Origin of the sequence: Xenorhabdus bakwenae (genome assembly GCF_030272115.1) — a bacterium.
Classification (GTDB): Bacteria; Pseudomonadota; Gammaproteobacteria; order Enterobacterales; family Enterobacteriaceae; genus Xenorhabdus; species Xenorhabdus bakwenae.
Map to the genome: position 1 here is coordinate 3,192,655 of NZ_CP119194.1, position 26,490 is coordinate 3,219,144.

A 26,490-nucleotide genomic window follows, 5' to 3' on the forward strand; every position below is an offset into this window, starting at 1 on the left:
TCATGGCTGCGCTGTACAGTTGGAGTAGGGGCAGCTCTGCCAGTCTGTTCGAGCGCATTCAAGGGAAGAGCGGTGGCTCTTCCCGTCAATCAAGGATGCGTGCACTACTTGATTCTATTAGGAAGCATTTGAATGAAGTGCTGAATTCCCGTCCGGGTGCTTGCCAAAGTGCCGTAGATTTAGGGGTCATTGATCTCAATGATGCGACCGCAACATCGGTGGATTTCAAGCAAAGTATCGAATGGGCGATTGAAGGGTGCATCAGAAATTATGAGCCAAGAATATCAGCGGTTTCTGTCAGCGCCATCAATGATGATTCAGATCCGTTGCTGTTGAGCTTTCATATCAGCGCTGAAATCTCTCTGGATGATATCAACGATCTTGTGGAATTTAGCATCCAGTTGGATAACAACCGGCGCTATTGCCTGGAGCGAACCCAATAAATGTCATTTGAAAAATATTTCAGAGATGAGTTGAACTATCTGCGACAGCTGGGAAAAGAAGCCGCAGTTGAGCGCCCTCATCTTGCCGCATTTCTGTCAGAACAGGGTTCTGATCCCGACGTTGAGCGTTTGCTTGAAGGTTTTGCCTTCCTGACGGGCAACCTGCGGGCAAAGATTGATGATCAATTCCCTGAATTGACCCACGGTCTGCTCAATATGCTGTGGCCGAACTATTTGCGTCCAACTCCCAGCATGACCATCATCGAGTATACCCCGGATGAGAGCGTGGTGACGAAAGCGACACAGGTCAAGCGTGGCACACAGATTATGAGCCATTCGTTGTCGGCTCAGGATGATATTTTTTCGAACGAAAAATCGGCTGGCAAAAAAGACGATCCAGATCGCTGCACCTTTACGCTCTGCCGCGATGTCTGGCTTTTTCCGCTTTCCATCCGTGACATTACCGTCAATAACAGTAATGAAACTGGAATTATCGGCCTGAATTTTACGTCGAAAACAGAACTGAGCCTGCATGAGTTGGAACTGGGCAAACTGCGTTTTTATTTGAGTGGTGATAATTATACTACCTCCCAGCTCTATTTCTGGCTTTGCTACTACTTCAGAAAAGCAGAGTTGGTGGCAGGCGATACCGTGATCCCGCTGCCAGATTTTGATTTTGTGCCTGTGGGATTTGAGCGGGAAGATGCGTTACTGCCTTACCCCAAAAATGCCTATATGGGATATCGTATCTTGCAGGAATATTTCTGTTTCGCGGAAAGTTTCCTGTTTTTTGATGTGAAAGGCTTCCCGGAACTGCCGGAAGATCTCAAGACCAAAGATTTCAAACTGAATTTACATTTTTCTCAGGCATTGCCACCAGAAGCCAAGATTCGCCATGACACTTTTCGTCTGCACTGCACACCCGCAATCAACCTGTTCCCCATGGACAGTGAAGCCATTGAACTCAATGGCAGCCAGACGGAATACCCATTGAAAGCCAGTTACAGCTTCCCGGATAACTACGACATTTTCTCCGTTGATAGCGTAGAAAGCTGGCTGACGGGGGAAAATGGTGAACGCAGTCGTGCCCGTCTTGGTGAGCGAGTCTATACCCCGTTTGAAAGTTTCAACCACCAAATGGATGACGAAGATGAACGTTCGATGCGTTATTACCGTATCCGGGTGAAAGAGTCTCCTTTCCGCCGGGGGCTGGAACATTTCATCTCATTGGTACGGAACGATGAGGCTGATCTGCTCAGACTCAAACTGAAAGAAAATGTTTCGATCAGATTGACCTGTACTAACCGTGAATTGCCTTTAGAGTTGCGGGTTGGCGACATTAATTACCCTTCAACCGGCAGCCCGTCATTTGCGTCATTCCGCAATATTACGCGGCCGTCAGTGCCTCTCTACCCTTTGTTGGATGGCGGTTTGCACTGGTCATTGCTGTCAAATATGTCGCTCAACTATATGTCATTGCTGGATAAGGATGCCCTAAAACAGGTGCTACGTACCTACGATTTCCCCAGTATTCATAACCGGCAGTCCAAGCGTTCATCGCAGAAACGGCTTGATGCTATTGAAAAAATTGATACAAAGCCGACAGATCACCTATTCCGTGGTCAGCCTGTCCGTGGATTGCGCTCAACCCTGTATATCCGGCAACAGGCATTCAGCTCGGAAGGCGAGCTTTATCTGTTCAGTACGATTCTGTCACGGTTTTTCTCACTGTATGCCAGCGTCAATGCGTTTCATATGTTGAAGGTAATCAATTTAGATAATCAGGAATGTTATGAATGGCCGGTACAGATAGGTCAACACTCGTTGATGTAATCACTGAACAGGATCCTGCCACGCCGCTGGCATTGGATATCTCACAGTACAACTTTTACCAGCTGGTTGAGCTGCTTAACCAGCTAGCGGTAGCGTGGGATAAAACCGGAGAGACAGATCGTCCTGATCTGGAATCTGTCCGTTTTCGTTCCAGCGCCAGCCTGGCATTTCCGACCCGGGATGTCATCTCGCTTACGCAATCCAAAAAGGGATACTTCGAACTGGAAGTTTCCTTTATGGGGTTGCATGGCAGCCAGTCCCCGATGCCAGGCTATTATCTGGATTCACTGGCATGGGAAGATGCTCAGGGGGAAAACCGTCTGACGGATTTTCTCAACATTTTCAACCACCGTTTAATTACGATCCTGCATCAGATTTGGCGGAAATACCGCTATTACATCTGTTTCAAGAAAGGTGGGGAAGATTATTTTTCTCAACGTATGTTCTCTCTCGTTGGGTTAGGCAGTGATGTCAACCGCCGGATGCTGAACATCAATCACAGCAAAATGCTGGCGTACGCCGGATTACTGGCAAGCCCCGGACGTTCGCCAGAAGTCATATGCAGCCTTGTTTCCCACTGTTTTGATTTGCAGGACGTCACGTTGCACGGCTGGCAATTCAGGAAAGTCACCATTCCCGTGTATCAGCAGAATCGTCTGGGGGGAGAAAACAAGGGGCTAAAAGTTGGTGATACCAAATTATCAGTATTAGGAGACAACTTCACCATTGGTGCTTGGGTTGGGGATTATAGTGGTAAGTTTTTGCTTAGTATTAATAACTTAACTCGGGATCGGTTCCTTTCATTCCTGCCTGATGGCAAAAACTATCTGCCATTGGTGATGTTCATCTCTTTTGTCATGCGCAGCCAGTTTGCTTGGGAACTGCGTCTTAGCCTGGCTGAAAATCAGGTCAGCGGCATGGTATTGGGGGCAACGCAGAATAACCATTTGGGATGGACCAGTTTTCTCGGCGAACCGGAACAGAAACCTTCTGTCATCATTTCAGTTATGGAATAACGACCATGGAAAAAAATCAACCAATCCTTTCATTGCGGGTTCTTAACAGTGAACAGCTGGAAAGTGGTAAAGCCGCCAACTGCCAGTTCTCGATACAGGGTGGTACGGTCGGTAGCAGTGAAAGCCACCTTTGGTCAGTGCAGGATCAGCAGGGCAATGTCTGCCCGTCCCAATTCGCCATTAAATGGCAGGATGGGGCATTTTGCCTGCAAGTATTTGCTGAATCAGTGCAAATCAACAGTGCGGCTTTGACGCCAGAGTCGGGTTTGATCTTGTTACAACAAGGCGATCAAATCAACGTAGGTAATTTGTCGATCAAGACCCATATCAGTTTTTCTGAGGCAGATCGTGTTGATCCTTCAATGATATCCCCCGAATCGTTGGTTTCCAGTTATAGCAATCCGTTGGATGCCATGATGGAAGGTGCACCTGTACAAAAATCGGCGTTTGCCCACGATGAAGGCATTGCTCCAACGGTTATGCATCGTTTCAGTGATGATCCGCTACGGGTACTTGATAGCGAGAGCCTGACCACATTGAAACCCAGGGTTGAAGCTGATGATACGGAACAACTTTTGCCGCCGGATCATTACCAGACCCCCCCATTTGCTAACCCTATTTCTGATAACCGAGGCAGTGTTATGGATCAGGAGTTCCTTGATTTACCGGGCATCGATTCCGACAGACAGTACGAAAGTATGGATGTTGATCATGTCGCCATTACCCCTCTCATGCGTGGGCTGGAAGCACGTTTGCCTTTGCACGACAGCCAGCAGGCAAATGATTTTCTGCAAGAAATGGGTAAAACCATGAAAGCCGCCATTGAGGGGTTATTGGCTCTCCAGCGTGAACAACATGGGTTACGTGATAAACAGCTCCGGCCTATCGAAGATAATCCACTGCGCCTGAATATGGATTACGACACGACCATGCAGGTGATGTTTTCTGATCAGAAAAGTCCGGTTCATCTCTCCGCTCCGGCTGCGGTAGCGGAAAGTCTGCAAAACCTGCAATTACACTATCAGGCTAACCGAATTGCCATCTCTGCCGCACTGGACACCATGCTGGAAGCCTTTGCGCCAGAGCAATTGCTCCGTCGGTTCTCACACTATCGTCGTAGCAATGAAGCCAGGAATAAAGACGCATCCTGGGCCTGGGACATGTACACCAACTATTACCGAGAATTATCTTCCAGTCGCCAACAAGGATTCGAAAAATTATTCCGCGAGGTGTATGAGCAGGCTTATGACCGCGCATTGCGTCAGGGCTTGGAGGAATCCAGCAATGACACATTCCGCTAGTCGCCGTATATGGGCTGTAGGGATTTTATTGCTGTCAGTGATGTTGCTGAACGGCTGTAGCAGTGCATGGAACGCAACAAAAAAAGTGGGCCAGGTCATTTGGGACCCTTCCACACCGGTAGGTAAACCCGATGAGCAGGTCTCTGTTGCCAACATTACATTGCTGGCCGAACCCGACATCAACCCCAATGAAAGTGGTGAAGCGGTTCCTGTTGAAATGAATTTGGTTTATCTCAGTGAGGATTCACGCTTTCTGGCTGCCGACTATGACCAGCTTGATAGCGATAAGCTCGAAAAAGCACTGGGGAAAAACTACATCGATCATCAGGATTACACCCTGTTACCAGGACAATACAAACCCCTGGAGCAGATCGCATTGGAAAAGAAAAACCGTTACATCGGGGTCATCGTTCACTATGCAGATGCAAATCAATCTGAATGGAAAAAGATCATCCGGGTAAAAGACATCGGCCGCCATTATCACATCTTGGTGCATGTCAGAAATAACGACGTCGAACTTAGAAAAGAGGAGGAGTAATCATGCCAGGCAAAAATCGGGTGATTTGGCACGAAGGATTATTCATCAAACCCCAACATTTTCAGCAACAACAAAAACATATTGATTATCTGGCACATAGCCTTGTTTCAGTCTTGACACCTTATGCGCACGGTTTCAGCTCCCTGAGCATTAATGATGATTTGCTCAAACTGGGACGTATCGGGATCACCGAAGCCAGTGGCATTATGCCGGATGGCACTGTTTTTTCTGCGCCTGGTCAAGATATGCTGCCAAAACCGTTGGATATCCAGAATACCAATGGCGAGAAAAGCAAAGATATTTATCTGGCATTGCCTATGTCCAGCGATACCATTCTGGAAATTGCCGATCCGGATGCAGAAACGCAAAGTACGGTGCGTTATCGCAAATTACCGACCAATATCCGAGACCTTCATACCAAAGGTGGTGATACCACTGCCGTGGAGCTTGCCCAACTGACGCCCGTTCTGATGCAAGGCTCCGAGGACATGAGTGCTTACACCACCATTCCACTGTGCCGTATCAAAGAAAAGCAAAAAAATGGCAACATTGTTCTGGATAACGAATTTGTCCCGACCTGTTTGTCTATCTTCGTGGCTGACAAACTCAGGCGTTTCATGGTGGAAATTGATGGCCTGCTGACCGAGCGTTCAAGAACACTGGCTAAACGCATTGGTTCGCCGGGTCAGCAAGGGGTGGCGGATGTCGCCGAATTTATGATGCTGCAATTGCTCAACCGCGTTCAGCCGTTGTTCAACCATTATGCCAAACAAACCGTTTTGCACCCGCTACATTTGTATACCGAGCTACTCCAGACTTGTGGCGAGTTGAGGACGTTCACCGATTCAAGCCGCCTGCCGGGGAATATATTGGCGTATGACCACAATAACCTGACCGATACCTTCCAGGCTGTGATGCACGCAATTCGTGATGCGTTGAATGTGGTTCTGACCCCACGTGCAACGTCGATTGCGCTGAAACAGAACGAAGGTGGCATTCGTGTGGCAACCCTGCACGACAACGATCTGTTGCGCAAGTCCGAATTCGTACTGGCAATCAGCGCCAGCACACCGCAGGAGCAGTTGCGACGCCAGTTCGTCCAGCAAACCAAAGTCACATCAATGGAAAAAAATCCGCGATCTGGTCAGCGTCCAGTTGCCGGGTGTGCCATTGATTGCCCTGTCTGCTGCGCCACGCCAGTTGCCGTATCACTCTGGATATACCTACTTCCGTCTGGATCAGAAGAGTCCGGCGTGGAAAGAGATCCTGCAAGGAAATTCCATTGCGTTCCACGTATCAGGGGATTTCCCTGACTTAGATATGCAGCTCTGGGCTATCAGGGGCGGTAAGGAATAATCATGAGTGATATCAATGTTGACAGTCCGTCACTGGAAAAGTCTGAAACGCTGCAAACGTCTCAACGCCAGTACCAGCTACCGTTGCGTGGTGAAAGCCTCAACCCCATGATCGATGCCGCCACCCCCTTGTTGGGGATGGTCTTGCGTTTGCAGGATATGACGGATCAGGCACTGCCAGACAAGCTTTACCAACAGGTTGTTACTGACATTCGGGCCATTGAGCAGTCTCTGCAAACCAAGGGTTATGAACCCGGCGCGATTGTTTCATTCCGTTACGTACTGTGCACCTTCATTGATGAAACTGCGTTGGGGCACGGCTGGAACAGCCAGAATGGCTGGTTGAAGCAATCACTGTTGGTGCACTTCCACAATGAAACCTGGGGTGGGGAGAAGGTTTTCGTCTTGCTTGAACGTTTGATGGGAGAGGCACAGCGCTACCAGCATCTGCTGGAGTTCATTTACCTCTGCCTCTGTCTGGGCTATCGCGGGCGCTACAAAGTCAGCGCCCAGAAAAGCGATGACTTTGAGCGCTTGTTCCGTCGGTTGCAGCAACAGCTTCACTCACTGCGCGGGGATACTCCGCCGACCACGTTGTATGTCAACGTCAACGAGAGTAATGCGCGTTATCGCCTGAGCAGACGATGGACTATCAAGCACCTGTTCGTGATTAGCGTGGGCTTGCTGGTGGCTGTTTACAGCTTTTATGCCATTCGCCTCGGTGATCAGACCCAAGACATATTAAAGCAGCTAAGTAACTTATTGAGATAGGAAGTCGCCATGATCCAGATTGATCTGCCTACCCTTGTAAATCGTATAAACCCGATGACCCGCCATGCACTGGAAGCGGCGGCGGCATCCTGCGTCAGTCAGCAACAACCTGAAATCACGGTTGCGCAGCTGCTGCTCCAAATGATCGATACCCCACTTAGTGATGTACGACTCATCTTCAATAAAGCAGACATCGATAAAGATCTGCTAAAAGAACAGCTCGATCAGGTAATAACGCACCATCAAACGCTGGTGCAGGCCTACCCCAATTTTTCCCCAATGCTGGTGGAATGGTTACAGGATAGCTGGTTGTTGGCTTCCACAGAGATGCAGCACACCGAACTGCGCAGCGGCGTTATGCTGATTGCATTGCTATTCAGCCCGCTGCGTTACCTGGCACCACAAACTGCGCGTCTGCTGGCAGGTATCAACCGCGAATTATTGCGCCAAAACTTTGCAGAATGGACGAATGGTTCAGCTGAACAGCCTTTTGCGGACAACAGTAATAAAGATGGGCAGGGCGCACACCCGGCAAACAGCGACAGTTTGCTGGCACGCTTTACCCAGAACATGACCGAACAGGCACGTCAGGGCAAGCTGGATCCGGTTTTATGCCGCGATAACGAGATCGATCTGATGATCGACATCCTGTGTCGTCGGCGCAAAAACAACCCCATCGTCGTGGGTGAAGCGGGGGTCGGGAAAAGTGCCCTGATTGAAGGTTTGGCATTGCGCATTATTAACGATCGCGTACCGGAAAAATTGCGTAACAGTGAACTGATGACACTGGATCTGGGGGCATTGCAGGCTGGGGCCGCAGTTAAGGGTGAATTTGAAAAACGCTTCAAAGGCATCATGGCTGAAATTAGCCAATCGGCAAAACCCATCATCCTGTTTATTGATGAAGCCCATACCCTGATCGGTGCGGGCAATCAAGCGGGAGGTTTGGATATCTCCAACCTGTTGAAACCGGCTTTGGCACGTGGTGAGCTGAAAACTATCGCCGCCACCACATGGAGCGAATACAAGAAATATTTTGAAAAAGATGCCGCGCTGTCCCGTCGTTTCCAACTGGTGAAAGTGTCTGAGCCAACAGCGGATGAAGCAACCGTCATCATGCGTGGCCTGCGAGCCATTTACGAGCAGGCGCACGGCGTGCTGATTGATGATGAAGCCCTGAAAGCCTCAGCGGTATTGAGTGACCGTTACCTTTCCGGCCGCCAACTGCCGGACAAAGCCATTGACGTATTGGATACTGCCTGTGCCCGTGTTGCCATCAACCTGACTTCACCCCCGCGTCAGATCTCTTCGTTAACGACCGACCTGCACCAGATGCAAATGGAAATCGACGTGCTGGAGAGGGAACAACGCATGGGATTGAACATCCATGCTGAACGATTGGACGCGTTGCAAAACCAGCAAAAAGATGTTCAGCAGCAACTCACCGCGTTGGAAATGAGCTGGCAACAGCAGCAAGAGTTGGTGAAACACATCATCGAACTGCGCCACCAATTACTGGCGGATGATTCTTTCGTTGAAAATACGGTTGAAGAGATTGTCGGGGATGAGGATAAACATGAAGCGACTAAGCCGGGTGAGACCGCAGAAGAAGCCGGGATAGCCGGGATAATAGAAAAAGTCGCTGACGAACAATCCTTGATCGAAAAACTGGCGACGCTTAATGTCCAGTTGGCAGAACTACAGCAGAAGCAAATACTGGTTTCCCCGCATGTGGATAAAACCCAGATTGCGGCGGTGATTGCCGAATGGACGGGCGTACCATTGAACCGCTTGTCACAAAGCGAACTTTCCATTGTCACTGAATTGCCTGTTCACTTGGGGCAAAGCATCAAGGGGCAGGAAATGGCGATCCAGTGTTTGCACAAACACTTACTGACTGCCCGGGCCGATTTGCGTCGTCCGGGGCGTCCTCTTGGGGCATTCCTGTTGGTCGGGCCAAGTGGCGTCGGTAAGACAGAAACCGTCCTGCAAATTGCGGAACTGATGTTTGGTGGCCGTCAATACCTTACCACCATCAACATGTCCGAATTTCAGGAGAAACACACGGTTTCCCGTTTGATCGGTTCACCCCCGGGTTACGTCGGATATGGTGAAGGTGGTGTACTGACCGAAGCCATTCGCCAGAAACCGTATTCAGTTGTCTTGCTGGATGAAGTGGAAAAAGCTCACCCTGACGTACTGAACCTGTTCTATCAGGCTTTCGACAAAGGGGAGCTGGCGGATGGAGAAGGCCGCATTATCGACTGTAAAAACGTCGTGTTCTTCCTGACGTCAAACCTGGGCTATCAAACCATCGTAGACAGTGCCGAACAGCCAGCGCAGATCAACGACCTGCTTTACCCTGAATTAGCGGCATTCTTCAAACCCGCCCTGTTGGCGCGGATGGAAGTGATCCCTTACCTGCCACTGGGTCATGAAACGCTGAAAATCATTATTCAGGGCAAACTGGCCCGACTGGATACCCTATTGACCCAACGTTTCAACGCAGAAGTCACCATCAGCGACGAGGTATCCGAAGAGATCCTGCAACGTGCTACCCGCGCGGAAAATGGTGCCCGTATGTTGGAGTCCATCATTGATGGCGCACTGCTACCGCCAATTTCATTACTGCTGTTGCAGAAAATGGCGGCGGGAACCCCCATCAGGGCCATTCGCTTAACCGTGGTTGAACACGAATTCCACGCAGAGGTTGAGGAGGCAGAATAATGAAACAGCGGCTGAAAAGCGCGTTAGCGTTATTGGAAAATGACACTGTAGAACAACTGGCTGACCATTTTTTGCAGATCAGCCATAGCTCGCGTTTTGATGCCCTGTTGGTTTTCCTGCTGAACATCAACGAAAACAGGTTGGAATGCTATAACTTGCCGGCGACTCAGCAAACCAGTTCGCGCCGATTGCAAGTGGACATTGATGACGTCAATAACCCGTTGATACAGGTATTACGCAAGGGAACCCCAACTGTTTGGGATTCCCTTAATCACGGGGCACGCATTGATGAGCCATACTTCCGCACGTTTATCGCGGAACTACCGCATAATTGTGGGTTGTACGGCATTCCCCTGTTTGACTGCAATGGGCAGGGTTGTGGGGTGATCGCTATCTTTGCCGAAGATGTCCGCCATTTCATCAACAATGAAAACATGTTCGGCATCTATTGCCATGTCATGCAGCATCGCCTGAAAAAATTGCAAGAACTCGAACAACTGCGTGGACAGTTACGCCAAATCCGCCAGGTATTTCAGGTTCAACGCCAAAAAGAAAAACAATTGGATGAATTGCTGGCTTCCCTGAGTGAATCGAAAAAACCGGCGGCGGTCAGCCGTATCTCCGTGGATTACAGTCATATCGATAATCTGCCAAAGGCCATAGAAGAATTTGAAAGCGCCGTGTTGATTCAACGTCAGCGTCAGTTTGGCAATGACACCAGATTGATCGCACAAAGCCTGGGTATTGCCCAGCGGACGTTGGTTTACAAACTGGCTAAGTACGGGTGTAGATTATGAATATTGTTTTAATTATCAGTTCATTGCTCGCTTCATTGACAGGGAACCCCAAGTTTGCAGAGGTGGCAGAACTCAAGGACGTGGTTGCGGTGAAGGAAGAGCAAAATTTAGATGAGTTGCATAAATGCCGCTTTGAGCCGTCTCCTCTTATCCGGCTGGCATGTTATGACCGCGCGTTGAATAACCTCAAGTTCAAAACGGTGAAAATCCCTATCGAAAATATGGGACATCTGTGGCGGCAAGCGATGGAGCAGGAGATGAAACGTACCGATTACTCTACCAGCTTCATTGTGACGCAGGGAGAGAATGGTGCGGCACCGATTATCTTGACCACGCCCGCGATTGGCGTAGCCCCCCCACGTCCCGTATTAATGTTGAGTTGCATTGACAGTATCACCCGCTTGCAGGTGGCACTGCCCAAGCCCGTAGAGTCAGGGGCTGTCACTGTGGCAACAGACAGAACCGAGTACCGGACTGAATGGTTCGTGCGGGAACAGGGTTACTTGTGGGAATCCAGCCGGGGTTTACCGGGCATTGAAGAAATCAAGCGCCTGATGAACAGCGACCGGATGAGTATTACAGGCAGTAATGGTAGCCAGATAACCTTTAACATTTCTCAGTTGGAGCAGGCAGCGAAGCCATTACGTGCTGCTTGCCGTTGGTAATCGACATGGACATCAGAACACAATTCGATTGGTTCGGCTCCCTGCTGGCCCCCCTGTCCGACGAACAGATTGGCAAGGCGCTGGGAGACAACGAACCCGCATGGGAATACATTGACGGCGAAATGATCAAATTTGGCTCGCTGTCACATGGGGCGCTGGATGTTGACGAGATCCAGCGTCAGGCACTGCAATTATTGCGTGAAAACAGCAAAGACTTCCGGTTGGTGGTTCATCTGCTGCGTACCCTGCAACATGCTGGCAACGCGGCTGAACTGATCCTCGCAATGGAGTTGTTGACCGAATATATCAAAAACTACTGGGAAAAAGCCTGGCCAACCAAGCCACAGTTAAAACGTCGGCTGGCACAGCAAGTACTCAAGCGTTTCGACTCCGCCCAGAGCAGTTTTATTGAACAGGCAAGCAAAAGTGAACGGGAGGATGCACAAGGGGCGTTAGCCCATCTCGCCCAATGCTGGCATGCCAATGAAGCGGATCTTGCTAAAGACGTTGACCAACTGCGCATTCGTTATAACCGTCAGCCAGAAACCGTCCCTGTGGAGACAAAGCCTGCCCCTGCTGCGGTGCCCGCATCATCTTCAGCCGAATCTGTGGTGCAAACGCCACAGGGTTTTCAAGCTGCACCGATGCCAGACGTCGATGTCAACAGTTCGAGCGAAAAAGCGTGGAAGCAGACGTTGATGACCGTCGCAGATCTGCTGTGTGAACGCTATCCCGAATTGCCTGTGGGGTATTCCCTGCGCCGTCACGCGGTATGGCACACCATCACCACGGCACCGATGGCGAATGCAACAGGCAAAACCCCATTGGCACCGACTTCCGCCGATCGTACTGCCGACTATGTGGCGAGATTACCGACGGCGGACAACAAATTGCTCCAGCAAATCGAGCAAAGCCTGACGCTGGCTCCTTACTGGCTGGATGGTCATGCCATTGCCGCACAAGCCGCATTGCAACTGGGATATGGCAATGTCGCTCAGGCCATTCGTGATGAACTGAATGCCTTTTTAGCACGGTTGCCCGTACTGAAAACCTTAAGCTTTTCTGACAGTAGCCCGTTTATTTCTCCTGAAACCCTCGACTGGCTCACGCCTGAACCTGTGGCAACGGGCAAGGGTTCCGTTTCTGCTGATCAGGAAGTTATCTGGCAATGTTTCCAGCAACAGGGACTGGAAGCAGCCCTGAAAATGCTGGAAGCACATCAGCAACAGTTAACGGAGCCACGGGATCAATTCTATGGTCAATGGCTCAATGCCCAATTGCTTGAAGAAGCTGGCATGACAGCGCTGGCCCAACAGCATTACCGGAATTTGTTACACACGGGACAACACATGCAACTTATTCAATGGGAACCCGGCCTGCTGGCTTTATTGGCTGAAAAACTCCCTTCTCCTCTCAAGGATACGGCTTCAAACAGGAGTGTTAACCCATGAAATGGCCCTCTTTGTCATCTTTGGCTCCATTGAAATCAGCTTTGCCGACACTGGCAAAGTTTAAATCCTTGCCACGTCTCAAGGCATTGATGGCACTGGTTCTGGCGCTTATCCCCTGCTTGCTGTTAATTGCGGTCTGGTGGTGGGGACCGGACTGGAAACTGCGCAACGATTATCCACTGGAAAGCCTCGCCGCCCGCTGGCTGGCAACAATTATCATTGTCATGATGGTCGTGTTCTGGGTTGGCATGAAAGCCTGGCGTCGCTTGCGGACTCTGGAAAAACTGAACCTTGACGTTGAACTGAAAGTAGTTGATCCGGTACGGGTGGATATTGAACATCAGGATCGTTATCTCGACCACTGGAAATCCCAGTTGCAACGCCATCTGGACTCGTACAATTACCTGTATGAACGTCCGTGGTACATCATCATCGGGAGCCAGAAAAGCGGTAAATCCTCATTGATCAAGGAAGGTTATAAGCTCTCCGAAATCGCGGCACCGGAATATTTGCGTCAGGATGGCGAAGTGCCCCTGATGCTGCGTTGCTGGTTAGGGGAAAAAGCGGTCATTATCGATCCGAAAGGGCAGTTAATAGACCAGCCAGTCCCGCTTAACAGCGACAAACCGCAAATCAATAGCCGTCTGTGGGAAACATTGCTGAACTGGTTGACTGAAAATCGTCAGCGTCAGCCCCTTAACGGCATTATCCTGACCGTGGATACCCTGCGTCTGATGTCTGATAGCCGTGAACAGCGTGAACGCTATGTACGGGAGATCCACCAGCGCTTGCAAGACATTCGGCTGACCTTCCACAGCCAGTTGCCGCTCTATCTGGTGATGACCAAAATTGACCTGTTACACGGCTTTGAGGCGATGTACCAGTCCCTGGATCGCAAACTGCGCGACCAGATTTTGGGCGTGACATTCAGCCTGAATAACCGCGATGAAAAAGCGTGGCGCAGTGAACTGGACGCGTTCTGGACGCAGTGGATGGGCAACCTGAATGCGGCGATGCCAGATATGATGCTGAACAATGTGGACGCCAACCAACGCAGCGCCCTGTTCAGTTTTACCCGCCAGATCCAGGGGCTGCACAGCTATATCACCCAGATGCTGGACGATATTCTGTATAACGACGAACACCACCGTCCCACCTTGCGCGGTGTCTATCTGACATCAGCCCATCAGCGGGGACAGATGGATGACCTGTTCACTCAATCCGCGTCGGCCCAGTATCACCTGGGATCGCAGGCATACCCGACCTGGCCGGTGGGCGATACCCTGCCGTACTTCACCCATTCGTTGTTCGAAAATGTCCTGCTGGCCGAGCCGAATCTGGCGGCGGAAAACCGGATCTGGTTGAGCCGCAATCGTCGCCAGTTGTATACCTTCTCCGTGATCAGTGCGTCGGTCATTCTGGCGATGTGGGGGGGCTGGCATTACTTCTACCAGAAAAACTATCGGGCCGGTGAAGAAGTGCTGGCACAGGCGAAAAACTTCCTGTCCGTCCCGCCTCCGAAAGGGGATGACCGCTACGGTAACCTCCAGTTGCCGCTGCTCAACCCGATCCGGGATGCGACTCTGGCTTACGGTAACTATCACGACAATAAATCCTTCCTGACCGACATGGCGTTATACCAGGGAGGCGGGGTCGGGCCGTATGTGGAAGGCACCTACCTGAAACTACTGGAGCAGCGTTTCCTGCCGGCATTGATGCTGGGATTACTGGATGACTTAAATCAGGCCCCGGCCGGCAGCGAAGAAAAACTCGAGATCTTGCGCGTGATGCGCATGATGGAAGATGCCAGCAAGCGTAACAGCGGTCTGGTGGCCCAGTATATGCGTGAGCGCTGGAGCAAGGCATTTCACGGTCAGCGTGATGTGCAGGCGGCGTTGCTGACCCACTTGAATTACGCGCTGGAGCGAACTGACTGGAAGGAGAAACGGGATAAGGGCGAACAGGATGCGGTGGATCGCTTCGCCCCGTTTGTCAAACCGATCCGGCAGGCGCAGCAGGAGTTGAAAGCGTTGTCCGTCAACCAGCGGGTGTACCAGAACCTGCGTATCAAGGCTCAGGATGCCCTGCCCGCTCCGATCAACCTGCGTGACCAGATTGGCCCGAGCTTTGACAGCGTGTTTGTGGCCAGCAACGAAAAACGGCTGGTGGTACCGCAATTCCTGACCCGCCACGGCTTGATAGATTATTTCGTCCAGCAGGGCAATGAGCTGGTGGAGCTGACGGCGATGGACAGCTGGGTGCTGAACATCAAGAATAACAGCCCGGAGAAATACCCCGAACAGGCGTCGTCACCGGTGAACGATAAGTACAGTGACACCGATCAGTCGCGCATCCAGCGCGAAATCACCGAACTGTACGTGGCCGAGTACACCGCAACCTGGCGGGCAGCGATGAACAACCTTGAAGTGCGTGACTTTGATGACCTGCCGCAAGCCATCAGTGCTATCGAACAGGTGATCAGTGGTGAGCAGCCCCTCAAGCGGGCGCTGCAAATCCTGAGCGACAACACCAATCCGTCGCTGATAAGTCCTTCGCTGAGTGACAAGGAAAAACAGGCGCTGACGTTAAAAGAAGACTACCGCCTGTTAAACCGCATCAGCCGCGACTTTGCCCCGGAAACGGGGGTGCTGGTTGAACGCGGTGACAAGGGCAGCACGTTGCAAAGCGTCTACCAAAAACTGATGGCTCTACACCGTTACCTGCTGGCGATCCAGAATTCACCGGTTCCGGGTAAGGCCGCCTTGCAGGCCGTCCAGATGCGTCTGGACAAAAACAACAGTGACGCCATTTTTGAAGTGCAGCAGATGGCGAAAAACCTGCCGGAGCCGCTGAACCGCTGGGTTGGCGAACTGGCTGAACAGGCGTGGCGCGTGGTGATGATGGAAGCGGTCCGCTCGCTGGAAGTGGAATGGAACGACACGGTGGTCAAACAGTATAAAACCTATCTGGCGGGGCGCTATCCGTTCAACCCGAACGCCCGCGAAGAAGTGCCGTTGAGCGAATTTGACCGCTTCTTCCGGCCGGGCGGGACGCTGGACGCCTTCTATCAGCAAAGCCTGAAACCGTTTGTGGAAAATAACCTGACCACGGGCACCGATGGCAAGATGCTGATCCGTCCCGACGTCATGAAACAGCTGGCCGTGGCGAATCGTATCCGCACCACCTTCTTTACCCCGCAAAACGGCCTCGGCACCCAGTTTGCCGTGGAACCGGTCAGCCTGACCGGGAACAAACGCCGCGCCTTGCTGAATCTGGATGGTCAGCTGGTGGATTATTCTCACGGGCGCAGCAATGTGGCGCGGCTGGTCTGGCCAAACTCGATGCGCGCCGGCACGGAAAGCCAGCTGACGTTGATGCCGGCGAAAAGCAATCAGGCGCCGCGCTCTGTCAGCTTTAGCGGCCCGTGGGCACAGTTGCGGCTGATTAACAGCGGCAAGCTGACTCACGTCCAGCCGGGCTTCTTTGATGTGCGCTTTAGCGTCGATAATGGCGAGATGACCTACCGCATCTATGTGGATGAATCGGATAACCCGTTTGCAGGCGGGCTATTCAGTCAGTTCAAACTGCCGGACACCCTTTATTAAGGGGGAAGGCAGCACGTCAGTCTTGAGAACCCCCCCGCCCCCTGCCTTCGGGCAGGGGTTTTTTTTAAGGAGAAAAGCGAGAATATGAGCGAACATCCTGAAAACCTTATCATCCGGGCTGGCGGCAGTCCGCTGAATTTGCCGGAATTTGCCGTTATCCGTGATGAAATCAATAAAACCAGCCATCCGGCGCAGCCAGAAGTGAACTGGCCGTTGGTGGAATCCCTGTCCCTGACGCTGTTCAAAACCAACGGGGTCGATTTACAGACCGCGATTTACTACACCCTGGCGCGGATGCAACTCAATGGGTTGTCGGGGTTCACCGAGGGTTGTGAACTACTGGCGGGGGTGATTGTCAGTGAATGGGAGACGTTGTGGCCAGCCCAGCCGCAGGTGCGTACCGACCTGTTGGAGTGGTTCCATTCCCGAACCGGCAGCGTGCTGCGCCAGTGGGATTTTACTGCCAGCGACCTGCGGATGATTTACCGCGCCGAACGTGCTCTCCAGCTGATTATCGACCGGTTGCAGCAATCCGACCTGAAACGCTTGCCGAGGGTGGAAAACCTGTTGTGGTTCTTCCAGAACGCAGCGAAAAAACTGGAAAAACCCCGTCAGGCGGCGAAACCGGTGTCACAACCGGTGCAGATGCCACCGCTGGTCTACCTGTCCCAGTCGGAAGCCGAGCCGGAAACGCCTCCGTCCCCGCCGCCCCTGCGCCATGACCCTCAGCCCGCTCCCGATAGTCAACCGCGGGTGCGGGTTCGGTTTCCCGAACATCCGCCGCAGGGACTCAATGCGTGGCAGGGTTTTGGCCTGGGCACCCTGTTGGGCTTATTGGTGTTCGTGGGCGGCTGGCTGTTGTGCTACAAGCCCCTGCAACAGCAACTCCGGGCCATCACCGACCACCCCGGGGGAGCCAGACTTGCGTGGTTGTATCAACCGGAACTGGCGGATTATTCCCGCCAGCTGGAACGGCTGGCTGAGACCTCGCCCCGGGTCACCTGGGAGGCGGCCCGCCACCTGACCGCGACTGCAGAACAGCAGTGGCCGCAGTCGCCGGTTCAGCAGCAGGCGACCCGCCAATGGCAGCAGCAGGTCACCGCCCGGATTGACAGCGTGCCGCTGACAGGTGGCTGGAACACCACCCGCGATCAGCTTCAGCAGCTGGCGGATAAAATCCTGTTGCAGGAGCGTACCCGTGGCAGTTTCACGCTGTCTTACCTGAAAACCGCAGTCTATGACATCCAGCGCAGCCACGGCAGTGACGTGCCACTGGAAGAACAATTGCGCCAGTTGAGTGTTTATGCGGCCAAAGGGGAGCCGGCACCGCCGGTACTGCTGAAAAGCATTGATGACCGCTTTAACGCCCTGCTCGGGCGCTATGACCGGCTGCGCCAGACGAGTGAACAGCGGGAAAGTCATCACCACACTGCGGCCGAACCTCCGGCCCCAAAACAGCCCCTCGCGGTTATACCGGACGGTGGGCATTAATCAGGGAGACAGAATATGTCATTGAAAAAGCACAGGGCGAAACTTCAGCAGGGGCAGGCCCTTGTCCAGCAGGGGCAGTCGTTTGTCCAGCAGGGACAGCAGGCTGCCCACATCGCCTCGCAGACGGCGGGGATAGCGGGCCGGGTCGGGCAAATGGCCGCCGGTGGTCAGGGACTGGCTGAACGGGCCGCCAGCGGCCAGTCTGCCGCCGTGAAGGCGTTGCAAAAAGTCACCCAGATGCTGGGAGGCGGTGACAGCGTCCCGAGTGGCCTGCAATTTACCCTGACGGCGGGCAGTCTGGCACCGCAGACCTTTGTCGTCACCGATTTTACCCTGAATGAACACTTTTCCCAGCCGTTCACGCTGGACGTGGGGCTGGCGAGTGCGGATCCGGCGATCGACTTTCCTGCGGTACTGGATCGCACGGCAACCCTGACCATTTTGCAGGAAGGCATTGAACAGCGCAGCATCACGGGGATGGTGGCCGGCTTTGAGCAGGGTAACACCGGGTTGCACCAGACCACCTATCAGATGAGTATTCGCCCGGATCTGTGGCGCACCACCCTGCGTCAGAATTCGCGCATTTTCCAGCAACTCAATATCTCCGCCATTATCACCACGATTTTGAAAGAGCACGGTATCCGTGACGTGGTGTTCAGCCTGCGCCACGCCCACCCGGAGCGGGAATTTTGTGTGCAATATCAGGAAAGTGATTTTGATTTTCTGCAACGGCTGACAGCGGAAGAGGGGATTTTCTACTTCTTTGAATGTGGTAACGGGCGTAACACGCTGGTGTTTGCCGATGATGCCGGTTCGGTACCACCAGACAAAGTGTTCCCTTACCAGCCGGGCGAGGCGAGCACCGTGGGCGAACCCGCCATCAGCAGCCTGACCTGTCGCGCCCAGGTGCGACCGGCCCAGGTGCAACTGAAAGATTACACCTTCAAAAACCCGGCCTGGCCCGCCGAATTCAGCCAGCAGATGAAGGAAGACACCCTGCAACAACGGTATTACGAGCACTACGATTATCCGGGGCGTTTTAAGGATGAGGCACACGGGAAAGATTTTACCCGTTACCGGCTGGAAGCCCTGCGCAACAATGCCATGACCGGACAAGGCAGCGGTAACGCCATTGCCATTCAGCCGGGGAAATTATTCACCCTGAGCAACCACCCGCGTGAAGACCTGAACCAGCCGTGGCAGGTGGTGAGCGCCAGTCATACCGGCAGCCAGCCGCAGGCGCTGGAAACGGCCAACAGCGGCACGGGCACCACCCTGCACAGCCACTTCCACTTTATCCGCCATAACCAGCACTGGCGGCCAGCCCCCCGGCCAAAACCGGTTATCGACGGCCCGCAGATTGCCAAAGTGGTGGGACCGGCCGGCGAAGAAATCTTCTGTGACCAGTACGGCCGTATTCGCCTCCAGTTCCCGTGGGATCGTTACGGCAAGAGCGACGACCAGAGTTCCTGCTGGATCCGCGTTACCCAACCGTGGGCCGGTCAGGGCTGGGGAATGCTCGCCATCCCGCGCATCGGTCAGGAAGTGGTGGTGGATTTCCTGCACGGCGATCCGGATCAGCCGATCGTCACCGGCCGAACCTACCACGCCAGCAACCTTCCGCCGGGCGGGCTGCCGGGCAGCAAAACCCAGATGGCCTTCCGCTCCAAAACCCACAAAGGCGAAGGCTACAACGAGCTGCTGTTTGAGGATGCTAAGGGCAGTGAAAAGCTGTCATTACATGCGCAGAGGAACATGGATACCACCGTACTGAATGACCGCAGTACCCGCGTGATGCACGACCATACCGAAAGTGTCGGACACAATCAGGCTCTCAGCGTACGGGCTGATCGGCATAAAGAAGTCGTCGGCATGGAAGTGAGCAGCATCGGGACACGGCAGGTCACCGTGGAAAAAACCAGCGTACTCAGTGCCAAAGGACAAATTACTATTCAGTCCACCGAGAGCGGTATCACCCTCGGCAACACCAAAGGGAGTATCTCGATTGATGCAGACGGCAATATCCATATTACCGGTAACACCGTCATTGTGAACGGAAAAGAGGTCATTACGCTGAACTGATACCGGGCAGACCAACAATAAGACTGAAACCCGCCCTGCCGGATTTTTCGGCAGCGGGCTGAATATTAATCAGGTAAAAAGAGTGAAAAGGAAAATCATGAGCACACAACCCTACCAAATGAACGAAGGCACCCTGACCCTGCCTGCCGGCTGGCGTGATGAATCGATGCACGTGTTTGTGCTGCCGGATGACAGCGGCGTCAATCTGGTGATTAACCGCACCCCGGTGCCGGTGGGCACCGACAGCCAGGCGTATTATGAACAGACACTGGCGCAGTTTGTGACCCACCTGCCGGGGTATCAGGAGCATCAGCGGCTGCAAATCGAACTCAGCGGTGACATGGCGTGGCGGCTGGATTACCAGTGGCAAAGCCCGGAAGGGGAAATGCACCAGTCGGTGGTGCTGCAAATCCGGGGCAGTCAGCTGCTGGCGTTTAACCTGACCTCGCCGCAGCCCATGAACAGTGGACAGCGGGAAGCTTTACTGGCGGTGGTGAGCAGTTTTCAGGCGGCATAAGGAGAAGCCGATATGGGATTAGGTGATGAAATTATTACCCGGATTGCCCGGGTCGGAGCCACCCATGCCCGGCCTCCCCTGCCGCCAGCCAGCGGTGCCAGAGGGCCGGCCGCAGCACGTCAGGGTGACCCCATCCAGCATAAGAGTTTTTTTGGTGCCCTGATGGGGGCGGTGGCCGGTGCCCTGATTGGTGCCGCGATTTTCGGCGCCGTGGGGTTACTGGTTGCCGGCACCGGCGGGTTAGGGGCGACGCTGATTGTGGCGGCCGCCGGCAGCGGATTAACCTATCTGGCCAGCGATGCCATTGCGGCAGCCAGCTCGGCCGTCACAAACTTTATCGACAGCTTCGGCTCACCGGACGGGGCGTTGAGCAGTGGTTCCGGTAACGTCATTATTGAAGGAAAACCTGCGGCACGGGCCACCGTCGATATAGCGGCGTGCAGCAAACACCCGGCACCGCCCCTGATAGCACAGGGCAGTGAATCCGTATTTATCAACGGCCAGCCCGCGGCGCGGGTCGGTGACAAGCTGGTCTGTGGTGCGGCCATCAAAGGGGGGGCGAGTAAAGTCTTTATCGGCTCCGGTCAGGGGACTTACCTTGAGATTGAAGAAGAGTTCTCCGGCTGGCAGCGGGCGTTACTGGTGGCGGTGGAATTTTTGGTGCCGCCGACACGCGGGCTGCTCAAAGGCGCGGGGAAACTGCTGACCAAAACCGGCCCGCAGGCGGTGCTGACTGGCGCAAAGCTGGGAGCCAAAAAAGCCGGCCATGCCCTGAAAGGCAGGCTGATTTGTGCCAAAGCCGCGTTTAAAGCCAATAAAGGGGTTAAACGTTTCACGCAGGCCACCAAAAAATTCTTCACGGGCGACCCGATAGACGTGACCACTGGCAGCCTGTTTGACCAGCGCACCGAGTTTGAACTGGGGCAGACGATACCCCTGACCTTTACCCGCAGCTGGTCACCGGGATTGCGGGGCCTGCTTGGCGAAAACTGGCTGGACAACTTCTCCGAGTCCGTTATCGTCACCGGCGACCGGATAGAAATCCTGACGCTGGAAGGCGCTTCCCTGCATTTCGCCCTGCCCCGGAGCGTTGACCACAGTATCAACCCGGAGCACCCGGCATTTACACTGAGCCGGCAAAAACAGGGCTTCGTTCTGACCGAGCGTAATAATCCGGTCAGAAAATATTTTACCCAACCGGGCATCTCAGTGACTGCCGGCACGCAGCGTTGGCAACTGGCCGCCCTGCGTGACCGCAACGACAATGCCATCGGGTTTCACTACACCGAACAAGGCCAGCTAAACCGGATCACCCACAGCGACGGCCCGGAGCTGATATTGTTGTACCGCGAGGATGGCCTGCTGTCCGATATCCGCCGCCGCGACAGTGGTCTCAGTGACGTGCTGGTGCGCTATGACTATCACGATAATGGCTGGCTGGCGGAAGCGGACAGTACCCAGCAATTTCACCTGTTCTATGACTATCAGGCACAGGGACTGATAAGCCGCTGGTCAGACGGTGACCAGACAGCCGTGGATTATGTGTATGATGCACAGGGACGCTGCATTGAAAGTGTCGGCCGCGGGGGCTATTATCCCGTCCGGCTGGACTATGAAGCCGGTACCACTCGCTCCACCACGCCACAGGGTCATACCACCACCTGGCATTATAACGCCGAACAGCAGGTCACCCGGGTCGAAACCCCGTGCGGTCACGTCACGCGGTATGAATACGATGACTGGGGCAACCTGCAACGGCAGATCCTGCCGGAAGGGCAGGTTCTGCAACTGGATTATCTGGCGGATACCGGACTGGTGACGGCATTTACCGATGCCACCGGTGCAACATGGCAATACCACTACGATGAGACTGACCGCCTTGTCAGCATGACCGATCCCCTCGGTCGTGTCTGGTGGCAGCAATACGATGATAATGGCAATGCGGCATGCTTTATTGCCCCCGATGGCAGCAAAACCACGCTGACGCGTAATGAATTCGGCCTGGTTATCGCGGCTGAAGACGATGAAGGGCACAAACGGACATGGGAATATGACGACCATAAGCGCCTGAGCAAACTGTTTGATGAAGAGAACCGCAGCCTGCGGCTGGGTTACGACAGCCATGACCGCTTGCAGCGGCTGGCCTCGGGGGGCGGCGCACTGTGGCTGTGGGAATACGATCGCCATCATCGCGTGGCGTTAAGCGATCGCCCGAATAACAGTCTGGAACGATTTCGCCATGACCGCCACGGTAATCTGACCGAGTGGACAGATGCCCGTGGCGTGCAATGGCATATCGAATACGGGCCGTTTGACCTGCCGGTGGGGCGTATCGACGGCGAAGGAAACCGCTGGCAGTACCGTTATGATCCCGACAGCCTGCAATTACTGGCGGTCATTAATCCGCAGGGCGAAAGCTACCGTTATACACTGGATGCAGACGGGCGGGTGATCACCGAAACCGACTATGCCGGTACGCAGTGGCACTATGCCTATGATGGCAACGGTAACTGCATTGAAAAACGGGATGCGTTAGGCAATATCACCCGCTTTGAGTATGATGCAGCCAGCCGCATGACGGCCATGCACACCCCCGAAGGCACCACCACCTACGGTTACGATATTCTGGGGCGTTTGCTGGCCGTCACAACGCCTGACAGTACACCGCTGACGTTCGAATACGATGATAAAGACCGCATCGTGAAAGAAACGCAGGCACACGGCGACATCCAGCGTGATTACCCGGACAGCGCCACCGTCGAAAGAACACTGCTCACCACCGATAATCAGGGCTGGCGGGCAAAAACCGAAGCCAATAAAGTCGGTGAACTGCGGCGAGTCAGTTTCAGCGGTGAACATACACTCGGCCTTGAACGGGATGACGACGGCCATGAATGGCACCGTCAGTCGGATAAAGGTTTTATTCTGCGGCAGGAACACTCCCTGATGGGGCAACTGACCGCTCAGCGTGCCGGGCGTAACACTGAGTTTTTTGAAGCCCATGAAGTGGCCGATATCCCTCAGCCGACACTGGCGGGACTGGATCGGGAATATCGCTACGATGCGGCACTCAATCTGGTGGCCGCAAACGATGAGCGGCAGTGGCTGCGTTATGTGGTGAACGGCAACGGGCAGGTGACGTCAGTCAGTGACGGCGAGCGGTTGCGGGAGCATTATCAATATGATACCTCCGGCTACCCATCGCGCCGTTTTGATGGCCTCAATGAGATAGACGGCGAACGGCTCTACCAGCAAGGCCACCGGTTACGGCAGCTCGGCCAGCATTTATTTGAGTATGATGATGCGGGGCGGATGACCGCCATGCAGCTCTGGCAGGACGGTTACCGCCCGCAGCTCACCAAATTCCGCTGGAACAGCCAGAACCAGCTTGTCGGCGTGCTGACCCCGGACGGGCAGCAGTGGGATTATCGCTACGATGCCTTCGGGCGGCGCACCGAAAAAGTGTGTGAACGGTCGGGCGAGCGCACAACCTGCCTGTGGGATGGCGACGTGCCGGCGGAAATCCGGGAATACCGGCACAACCGGCTGCACTGCATCCGTCATCTGGTGTTTGAGGGCTGGCAGTTGCTGGCGCAGCAGGTACAGTTCTTCACCCCGAACCCGGAAAACCGCAGTGAACTGATCGCCGGGAAAATTCAGACGCAGTATGCGGTGTGCGCGCCAACGGGCGAGCCGCTGGCGTTGTTTGATGCTGCGGGGCACCGGGTCTGGCGCCAGCCGCCGCAGAGCCTGTACGGGCGGCGTCTGGGTGTGCCGGGTGAAAATGCGGCACTGGATCCGGGGTTACAATTTGCCGGCCAATTTCTCGATGAGGAGAGTGGGTTAGTCTATAATCGGCATAGATATTTTTCGCCAGTGGCCAGTTGTTACCTGACGCCCGACCCGCTGGGGCTGCTGGGCGGCACTAATCCCTATGCCTATGTACATAACCCCACAGGCTGGATCGATCCATTCGGATTGGTCGGGTGTTCGACCAAACTGGGTAAAAACATGATGGAAGATATGGGGTTGTCGCGTTCAACTAAATGGAGCGGTTATCAGGCTCACCATGTTATACCGAAGGAATTGGCAAACCATCCTGCTTTGAAAAAGATTAATTATGATATTGATGTTGCTGCCAACGGAATATTCTTGAGAAAAGCTGATAATGGTGTCAGTGCAATGGCAAGACACCAAGGCAACCATCACGGATATACAGATGCAGTTAGAAATGCTTTAGATAAAATAGATATTAATCAATCTACAAAAGCCATATCTGAGCAAGTCGCTAACATACAAAATATAGCTAAGAAAGGTATGATGGATGGGAATATAATTAGATCTAAAGATATGTATAACACGAAAATATTTGGTAAGGATGTTAACCAAATAGGAAGACAAAGAGTGTTTGATCGTTGGAGTAAAATATTAGGGTGATATCAATGCATGAAACAATAGATTTTTATATGGAGCCAATGCTTTTTTTTAAAAGCTCTGATTTTCTTTCTGGTTCTTCTGATAAATTAGAAGGGTATGAAATTATAGAAGATAAAGAAGATGCTATAAAACTCCTTTTTGATCAGGATGTTCTAAGTCCATATGCAATTTGGGGCGATTTTTTTTCCGATCTCATATCTGAATTTTACCTTCATGAAGATTATAAAAAGGCAGATAAAGATATTCTTGACAGAACAAAGGTGTCAACTGAGGATTATGTAAAGGAAAATATTAGGAAAAGAAAATTATATCTTATGAGAAAGAAGCAAGGATTAGCTGATAATGTCGAATATGATTCATTTTTAGAAGAAGTTAGTGATGAGTGTCATCATATGTTAAATATGGTTAGTATTTATCGATATTTATTTTCTTTTAATGAGAGTTCTAAATTAGAAGAAATCTTCTCCATTTTTAAAAAAGGTTTTATGCCATGTGGTGTTACTAAGGATAAAAAAATAGTCGTTTTTAATCCAATGGTATTAAAAACTAGTTGATATAGAAGGTATATCATCATGAAAAAGCCGGAAGATCTCTGCGATCTTCCGGCTGTTTTATCATTATCCCGCCTGATAATCCCCAAGCAGTTCCCGCATCCTGAGCTTAATCTCACTGAGCTGATCCTGCTGGCGCTGGTACTGTTGCTTGATGTTGCGGGTGTCGTCGCTGTCAGGAATGAGCACCAGACAGCCGTCCAGTATCTTCACGGTCAGGGTACAAACGGGCGAGCCGCTGGCGTTGTTTGATGCCGCGGGGCACCGGGTCTGGCGTCAGCCGCCGCAGAGTCTGTACGGGCTGCGTCTGAGTGTGCCGGGTGAAAATGCGGCACTGGATCCGGGGTTACAATTTGCCGGCCAATTTCTCGATGAGGAGAGTGGGTTAGTCTATAATCGGCATAGATATTTTTCGCCAGTGGCCAGTTGCTACCTGACGCCCGACCCGCTGGGGCTGGCAGGGGGATTTAACCCGTATTCTTATGTGCATAATCCCACCGGATGGGTAGATCCGTTTGGGCTGAAGTGTGGTTTTGCCCAAAAAGACAAAACAACTAAGAGATGGGTAGATAAATTAACGGGTAAAACACCTGATGAAATTGATAGGCTTTTAACATCGAAAGGTTGGAAAAAAACTTATCCTCAGGCAGGCAGACCAGATGCTATTCAACATATACAATATGTTAAAACAACTAAATCTGGCACTACATATAAATTAGATTATCACCCTGGAGGTAATACCAAACAGCCTAATATTCATGGAAATGACTATTGGAAAGTATATAAAGTCAATGGTAAAGGTGAAGATGTTGTATTCGGACGTATAGGGCATGGGGATTTTAAAAATTATGATCTAATAAAAGACTCTCCAGTATATGTCGATCGTGTTTTAGTAAATGGAGGGATATAA

Annotated in this window: 18 protein-coding genes and 1 pseudogene; all 19 read left to right on the plus strand. The window is 52.7% G+C overall.

What is annotated here, in order from left to right; translation table 11 throughout:
• The first annotated feature begins 2 nt into the window (after positions 1-2).
• The 19 genes and pseudogenes from tssE to PXH59_RS16055 all read left to right on the plus strand — a co-directional run bounded on the left by tssE (position 3) and on the right by PXH59_RS16055 (position 26,490).
• Positions 3-443, plus strand: a complete 441-nt coding sequence (gene tssE / locus PXH59_RS15965) for a type VI secretion system baseplate subunit TssE (RefSeq protein ID WP_047770557.1) — start codon at positions 3-5, stop codon at positions 441-443.
• Entirely contained in the window at positions 444-2,276 is a 1,833-nt protein-coding gene (gene tssF, locus PXH59_RS15970; RefSeq protein WP_047770559.1) for a type VI secretion system baseplate subunit TssF, read from the plus strand.
• A complete protein-coding gene (tssG, locus tag PXH59_RS15975) occupies positions 2,240-3,292 on the plus strand; it encodes a type VI secretion system baseplate subunit TssG (RefSeq protein WP_047770561.1) in 1,053 nt (350 codons plus the stop codon). Before tssF ends, tssG begins: the two co-directional genes overlap by 37 nt.
• Before the next feature lie 5 nt (positions 3,293-3,297).
• Positions 3,298-4,593 (plus strand): type VI secretion system-associated FHA domain protein TagH, encoded by a 1,296-nt coding sequence (tagH, locus tag PXH59_RS15980; protein ID WP_047770563.1) that lies wholly within the window; start codon positions 3,298-3,300, stop codon positions 4,591-4,593.
• Positions 4,577-5,131, plus strand: coding sequence for a type VI secretion system lipoprotein TssJ (tssJ, locus tag PXH59_RS15985; RefSeq protein WP_047770565.1), 555 nt, complete (start codon positions 4,577-4,579; stop codon positions 5,129-5,131). The genes tagH and tssJ overlap by 17 nt, the downstream gene beginning before the upstream one ends.
• A gap of 2 nt (positions 5,132-5,133) precedes the next feature.
• Positions 5,134-6,487, plus strand: a pseudogene (gene tssK, locus PXH59_RS15990) (type VI secretion system baseplate subunit TssK).
• A gap of 2 nt (positions 6,488-6,489) precedes the next feature.
• The gene (gene icmH, locus PXH59_RS15995; RefSeq protein ID WP_047770568.1) at positions 6,490-7,257 is read left to right on the plus strand and encodes a type IVB secretion system protein IcmH/DotU; all 768 of its coding nucleotides are present in this window, start codon (positions 6,490-6,492) and stop codon (positions 7,255-7,257) included.
• A 54-nt stretch (positions 7,258-7,311) separates the two neighbouring features.
• The gene (gene tssH / locus PXH59_RS16000) at positions 7,312-9,984 is read left to right on the plus strand and encodes a type VI secretion system ATPase TssH (protein WP_434223387.1); all 2,673 of its coding nucleotides are present in this window, start codon (positions 7,312-7,314) and stop codon (positions 9,982-9,984) included.
• Positions 9,984-10,781 carry a hypothetical protein gene (locus PXH59_RS16005; protein WP_047770572.1) on the plus strand — a complete coding sequence of 266 codons (798 nt, stop codon included), beginning with the start codon at positions 9,984-9,986 and terminating at the stop codon, positions 10,779-10,781. Before tssH ends, PXH59_RS16005 begins: the two co-directional genes overlap by 1 nt.
• Positions 10,778-11,446 carry a type VI secretion system-associated protein VasI gene (gene vasI / locus PXH59_RS16010; RefSeq protein ID WP_285809117.1) on the plus strand — a complete coding sequence of 223 codons (669 nt, stop codon included), beginning with the start codon at positions 10,778-10,780 and terminating at the stop codon, positions 11,444-11,446. Before PXH59_RS16005 ends, vasI begins: the two co-directional genes overlap by 4 nt.
• A gap of 5 nt (positions 11,447-11,451) precedes the next feature.
• Positions 11,452-12,897, plus strand: coding sequence for a type VI secretion system protein TssA (gene tssA, locus PXH59_RS16015; RefSeq protein WP_285809118.1), 1,446 nt, complete (start codon positions 11,452-11,454; stop codon positions 12,895-12,897).
• Complete coding sequence (tssM, locus tag PXH59_RS16020; protein ID WP_285809119.1) at positions 12,894-16,502, plus strand: type VI secretion system membrane subunit TssM; 3,609 nt, start codon at positions 12,894-12,896, stop codon at positions 16,500-16,502. Before tssA ends, tssM begins: the two co-directional genes overlap by 4 nt.
• 84 nt (positions 16,503-16,586) lie before the next feature.
• Positions 16,587-17,993, plus strand: a complete 1,407-nt coding sequence (locus PXH59_RS16025; RefSeq protein ID WP_285809120.1) for a VasL domain-containing protein — start codon at positions 16,587-16,589, stop codon at positions 17,991-17,993.
• A 153-nt stretch (positions 17,994-18,146) separates the two neighbouring features.
• Positions 18,147-20,075: a type VI secretion system Vgr family protein gene (locus tag PXH59_RS16030; RefSeq protein ID WP_369813285.1), complete on the plus strand. Its 1,929-nt coding sequence runs from the start codon at positions 18,147-18,149 to the stop codon at positions 20,073-20,075.
• Positions 20,076-20,172: 97 nt separating this feature from the next.
• Positions 20,173-20,592 carry a DUF1795 domain-containing protein gene (locus PXH59_RS16035; protein WP_285809121.1) on the plus strand — a complete coding sequence of 140 codons (420 nt, stop codon included), beginning with the start codon at positions 20,173-20,175 and terminating at the stop codon, positions 20,590-20,592.
• Between the two features lie 12 nt (positions 20,593-20,604).
• A complete protein-coding gene (locus tag PXH59_RS16040; protein ID WP_285809122.1) occupies positions 20,605-25,029 on the plus strand; it encodes an AHH domain-containing protein in 4,425 nt (1,474 codons plus the stop codon).
• Between the two features lie 5 nt (positions 25,030-25,034).
• Complete coding sequence (locus tag PXH59_RS16045) at positions 25,035-25,583, plus strand: hypothetical protein (protein WP_285809124.1); 549 nt, start codon at positions 25,035-25,037, stop codon at positions 25,581-25,583.
• Positions 25,584-25,601: 18 nt separating this feature from the next.
• Entirely contained in the window at positions 25,602-25,832 is a 231-nt protein-coding gene (locus PXH59_RS16050) for a hypothetical protein (protein ID WP_285809125.1), read from the plus strand.
• Between the two features lie 61 nt (positions 25,833-25,893).
• Entirely contained in the window at positions 25,894-26,490 is a 597-nt protein-coding gene (locus tag PXH59_RS16055) for an RHS repeat-associated core domain-containing protein (protein WP_285809126.1), read from the plus strand.

Bases quoted from the DNA above. Each gene is read 5' to 3' on its own strand.
- tssA (WP_285809118.1), top strand. From the start codon at position 11,452: ATGGACATCAGAACACAATTCGATTGGTTCGGCTCCCTGCTGGCCCCC.
- tssH (WP_434223387.1), top strand. From the start codon at position 7,312: ATGACCCGCCATGCACTGGAAGCGGCGGCGGCATCCTGCGTCAGTCAG.
- PXH59_RS16030 (WP_369813285.1), top strand. From the start codon at position 18,147: ATGGCCGCCGGTGGTCAGGGACTGGCTGAACGGGCCGCCAGCGGCCAG.
- PXH59_RS16005 (WP_047770572.1), top strand. From the start codon at position 9,984: ATGAAACAGCGGCTGAAAAGCGCGTTAGCGTTATTGGAAAATGACACT.
- tssF (WP_047770559.1), top strand. From the start codon at position 444: ATGTCATTTGAAAAATATTTCAGAGATGAGTTGAACTATCTGCGACAG.
- PXH59_RS16035 (WP_285809121.1), top strand. From the start codon at position 20,173: ATGAGCACACAACCCTACCAAATGAACGAAGGCACCCTGACCCTGCCT.
- PXH59_RS16025 (WP_285809120.1), top strand. From the start codon at position 16,587: ATGAGCGAACATCCTGAAAACCTTATCATCCGGGCTGGCGGCAGTCCG.
- PXH59_RS16045 (WP_285809124.1), top strand. From the start codon at position 25,035: ATGCATGAAACAATAGATTTTTATATGGAGCCAATGCTTTTTTTTAAA.
- PXH59_RS16040 (WP_285809122.1), top strand. From the start codon at position 20,605: ATGGGATTAGGTGATGAAATTATTACCCGGATTGCCCGGGTCGGAGCC.
- tssG (WP_047770561.1), top strand. From the start codon at position 2,240: ATGGCCGGTACAGATAGGTCAACACTCGTTGATGTAATCACTGAACAG.
- icmH (WP_047770568.1), top strand. From the start codon at position 6,490: ATGAGTGATATCAATGTTGACAGTCCGTCACTGGAAAAGTCTGAAACG.
- tssE (WP_047770557.1), top strand. From the start codon at position 3: ATGGCTGCGCTGTACAGTTGGAGTAGGGGCAGCTCTGCCAGTCTGTTC.
- tagH (WP_047770563.1), top strand. From the start codon at position 3,298: ATGGAAAAAAATCAACCAATCCTTTCATTGCGGGTTCTTAACAGTGAA.
- vasI (WP_285809117.1), top strand. From the start codon at position 10,778: ATGAATATTGTTTTAATTATCAGTTCATTGCTCGCTTCATTGACAGGG.
- tssM (WP_285809119.1), top strand. From the start codon at position 12,894: ATGAAATGGCCCTCTTTGTCATCTTTGGCTCCATTGAAATCAGCTTTG.
- PXH59_RS16050 (WP_285809125.1), top strand. From the start codon at position 25,602: ATGAAAAAGCCGGAAGATCTCTGCGATCTTCCGGCTGTTTTATCATTA.
- tssJ (WP_047770565.1), top strand. From the start codon at position 4,577: ATGACACATTCCGCTAGTCGCCGTATATGGGCTGTAGGGATTTTATTG.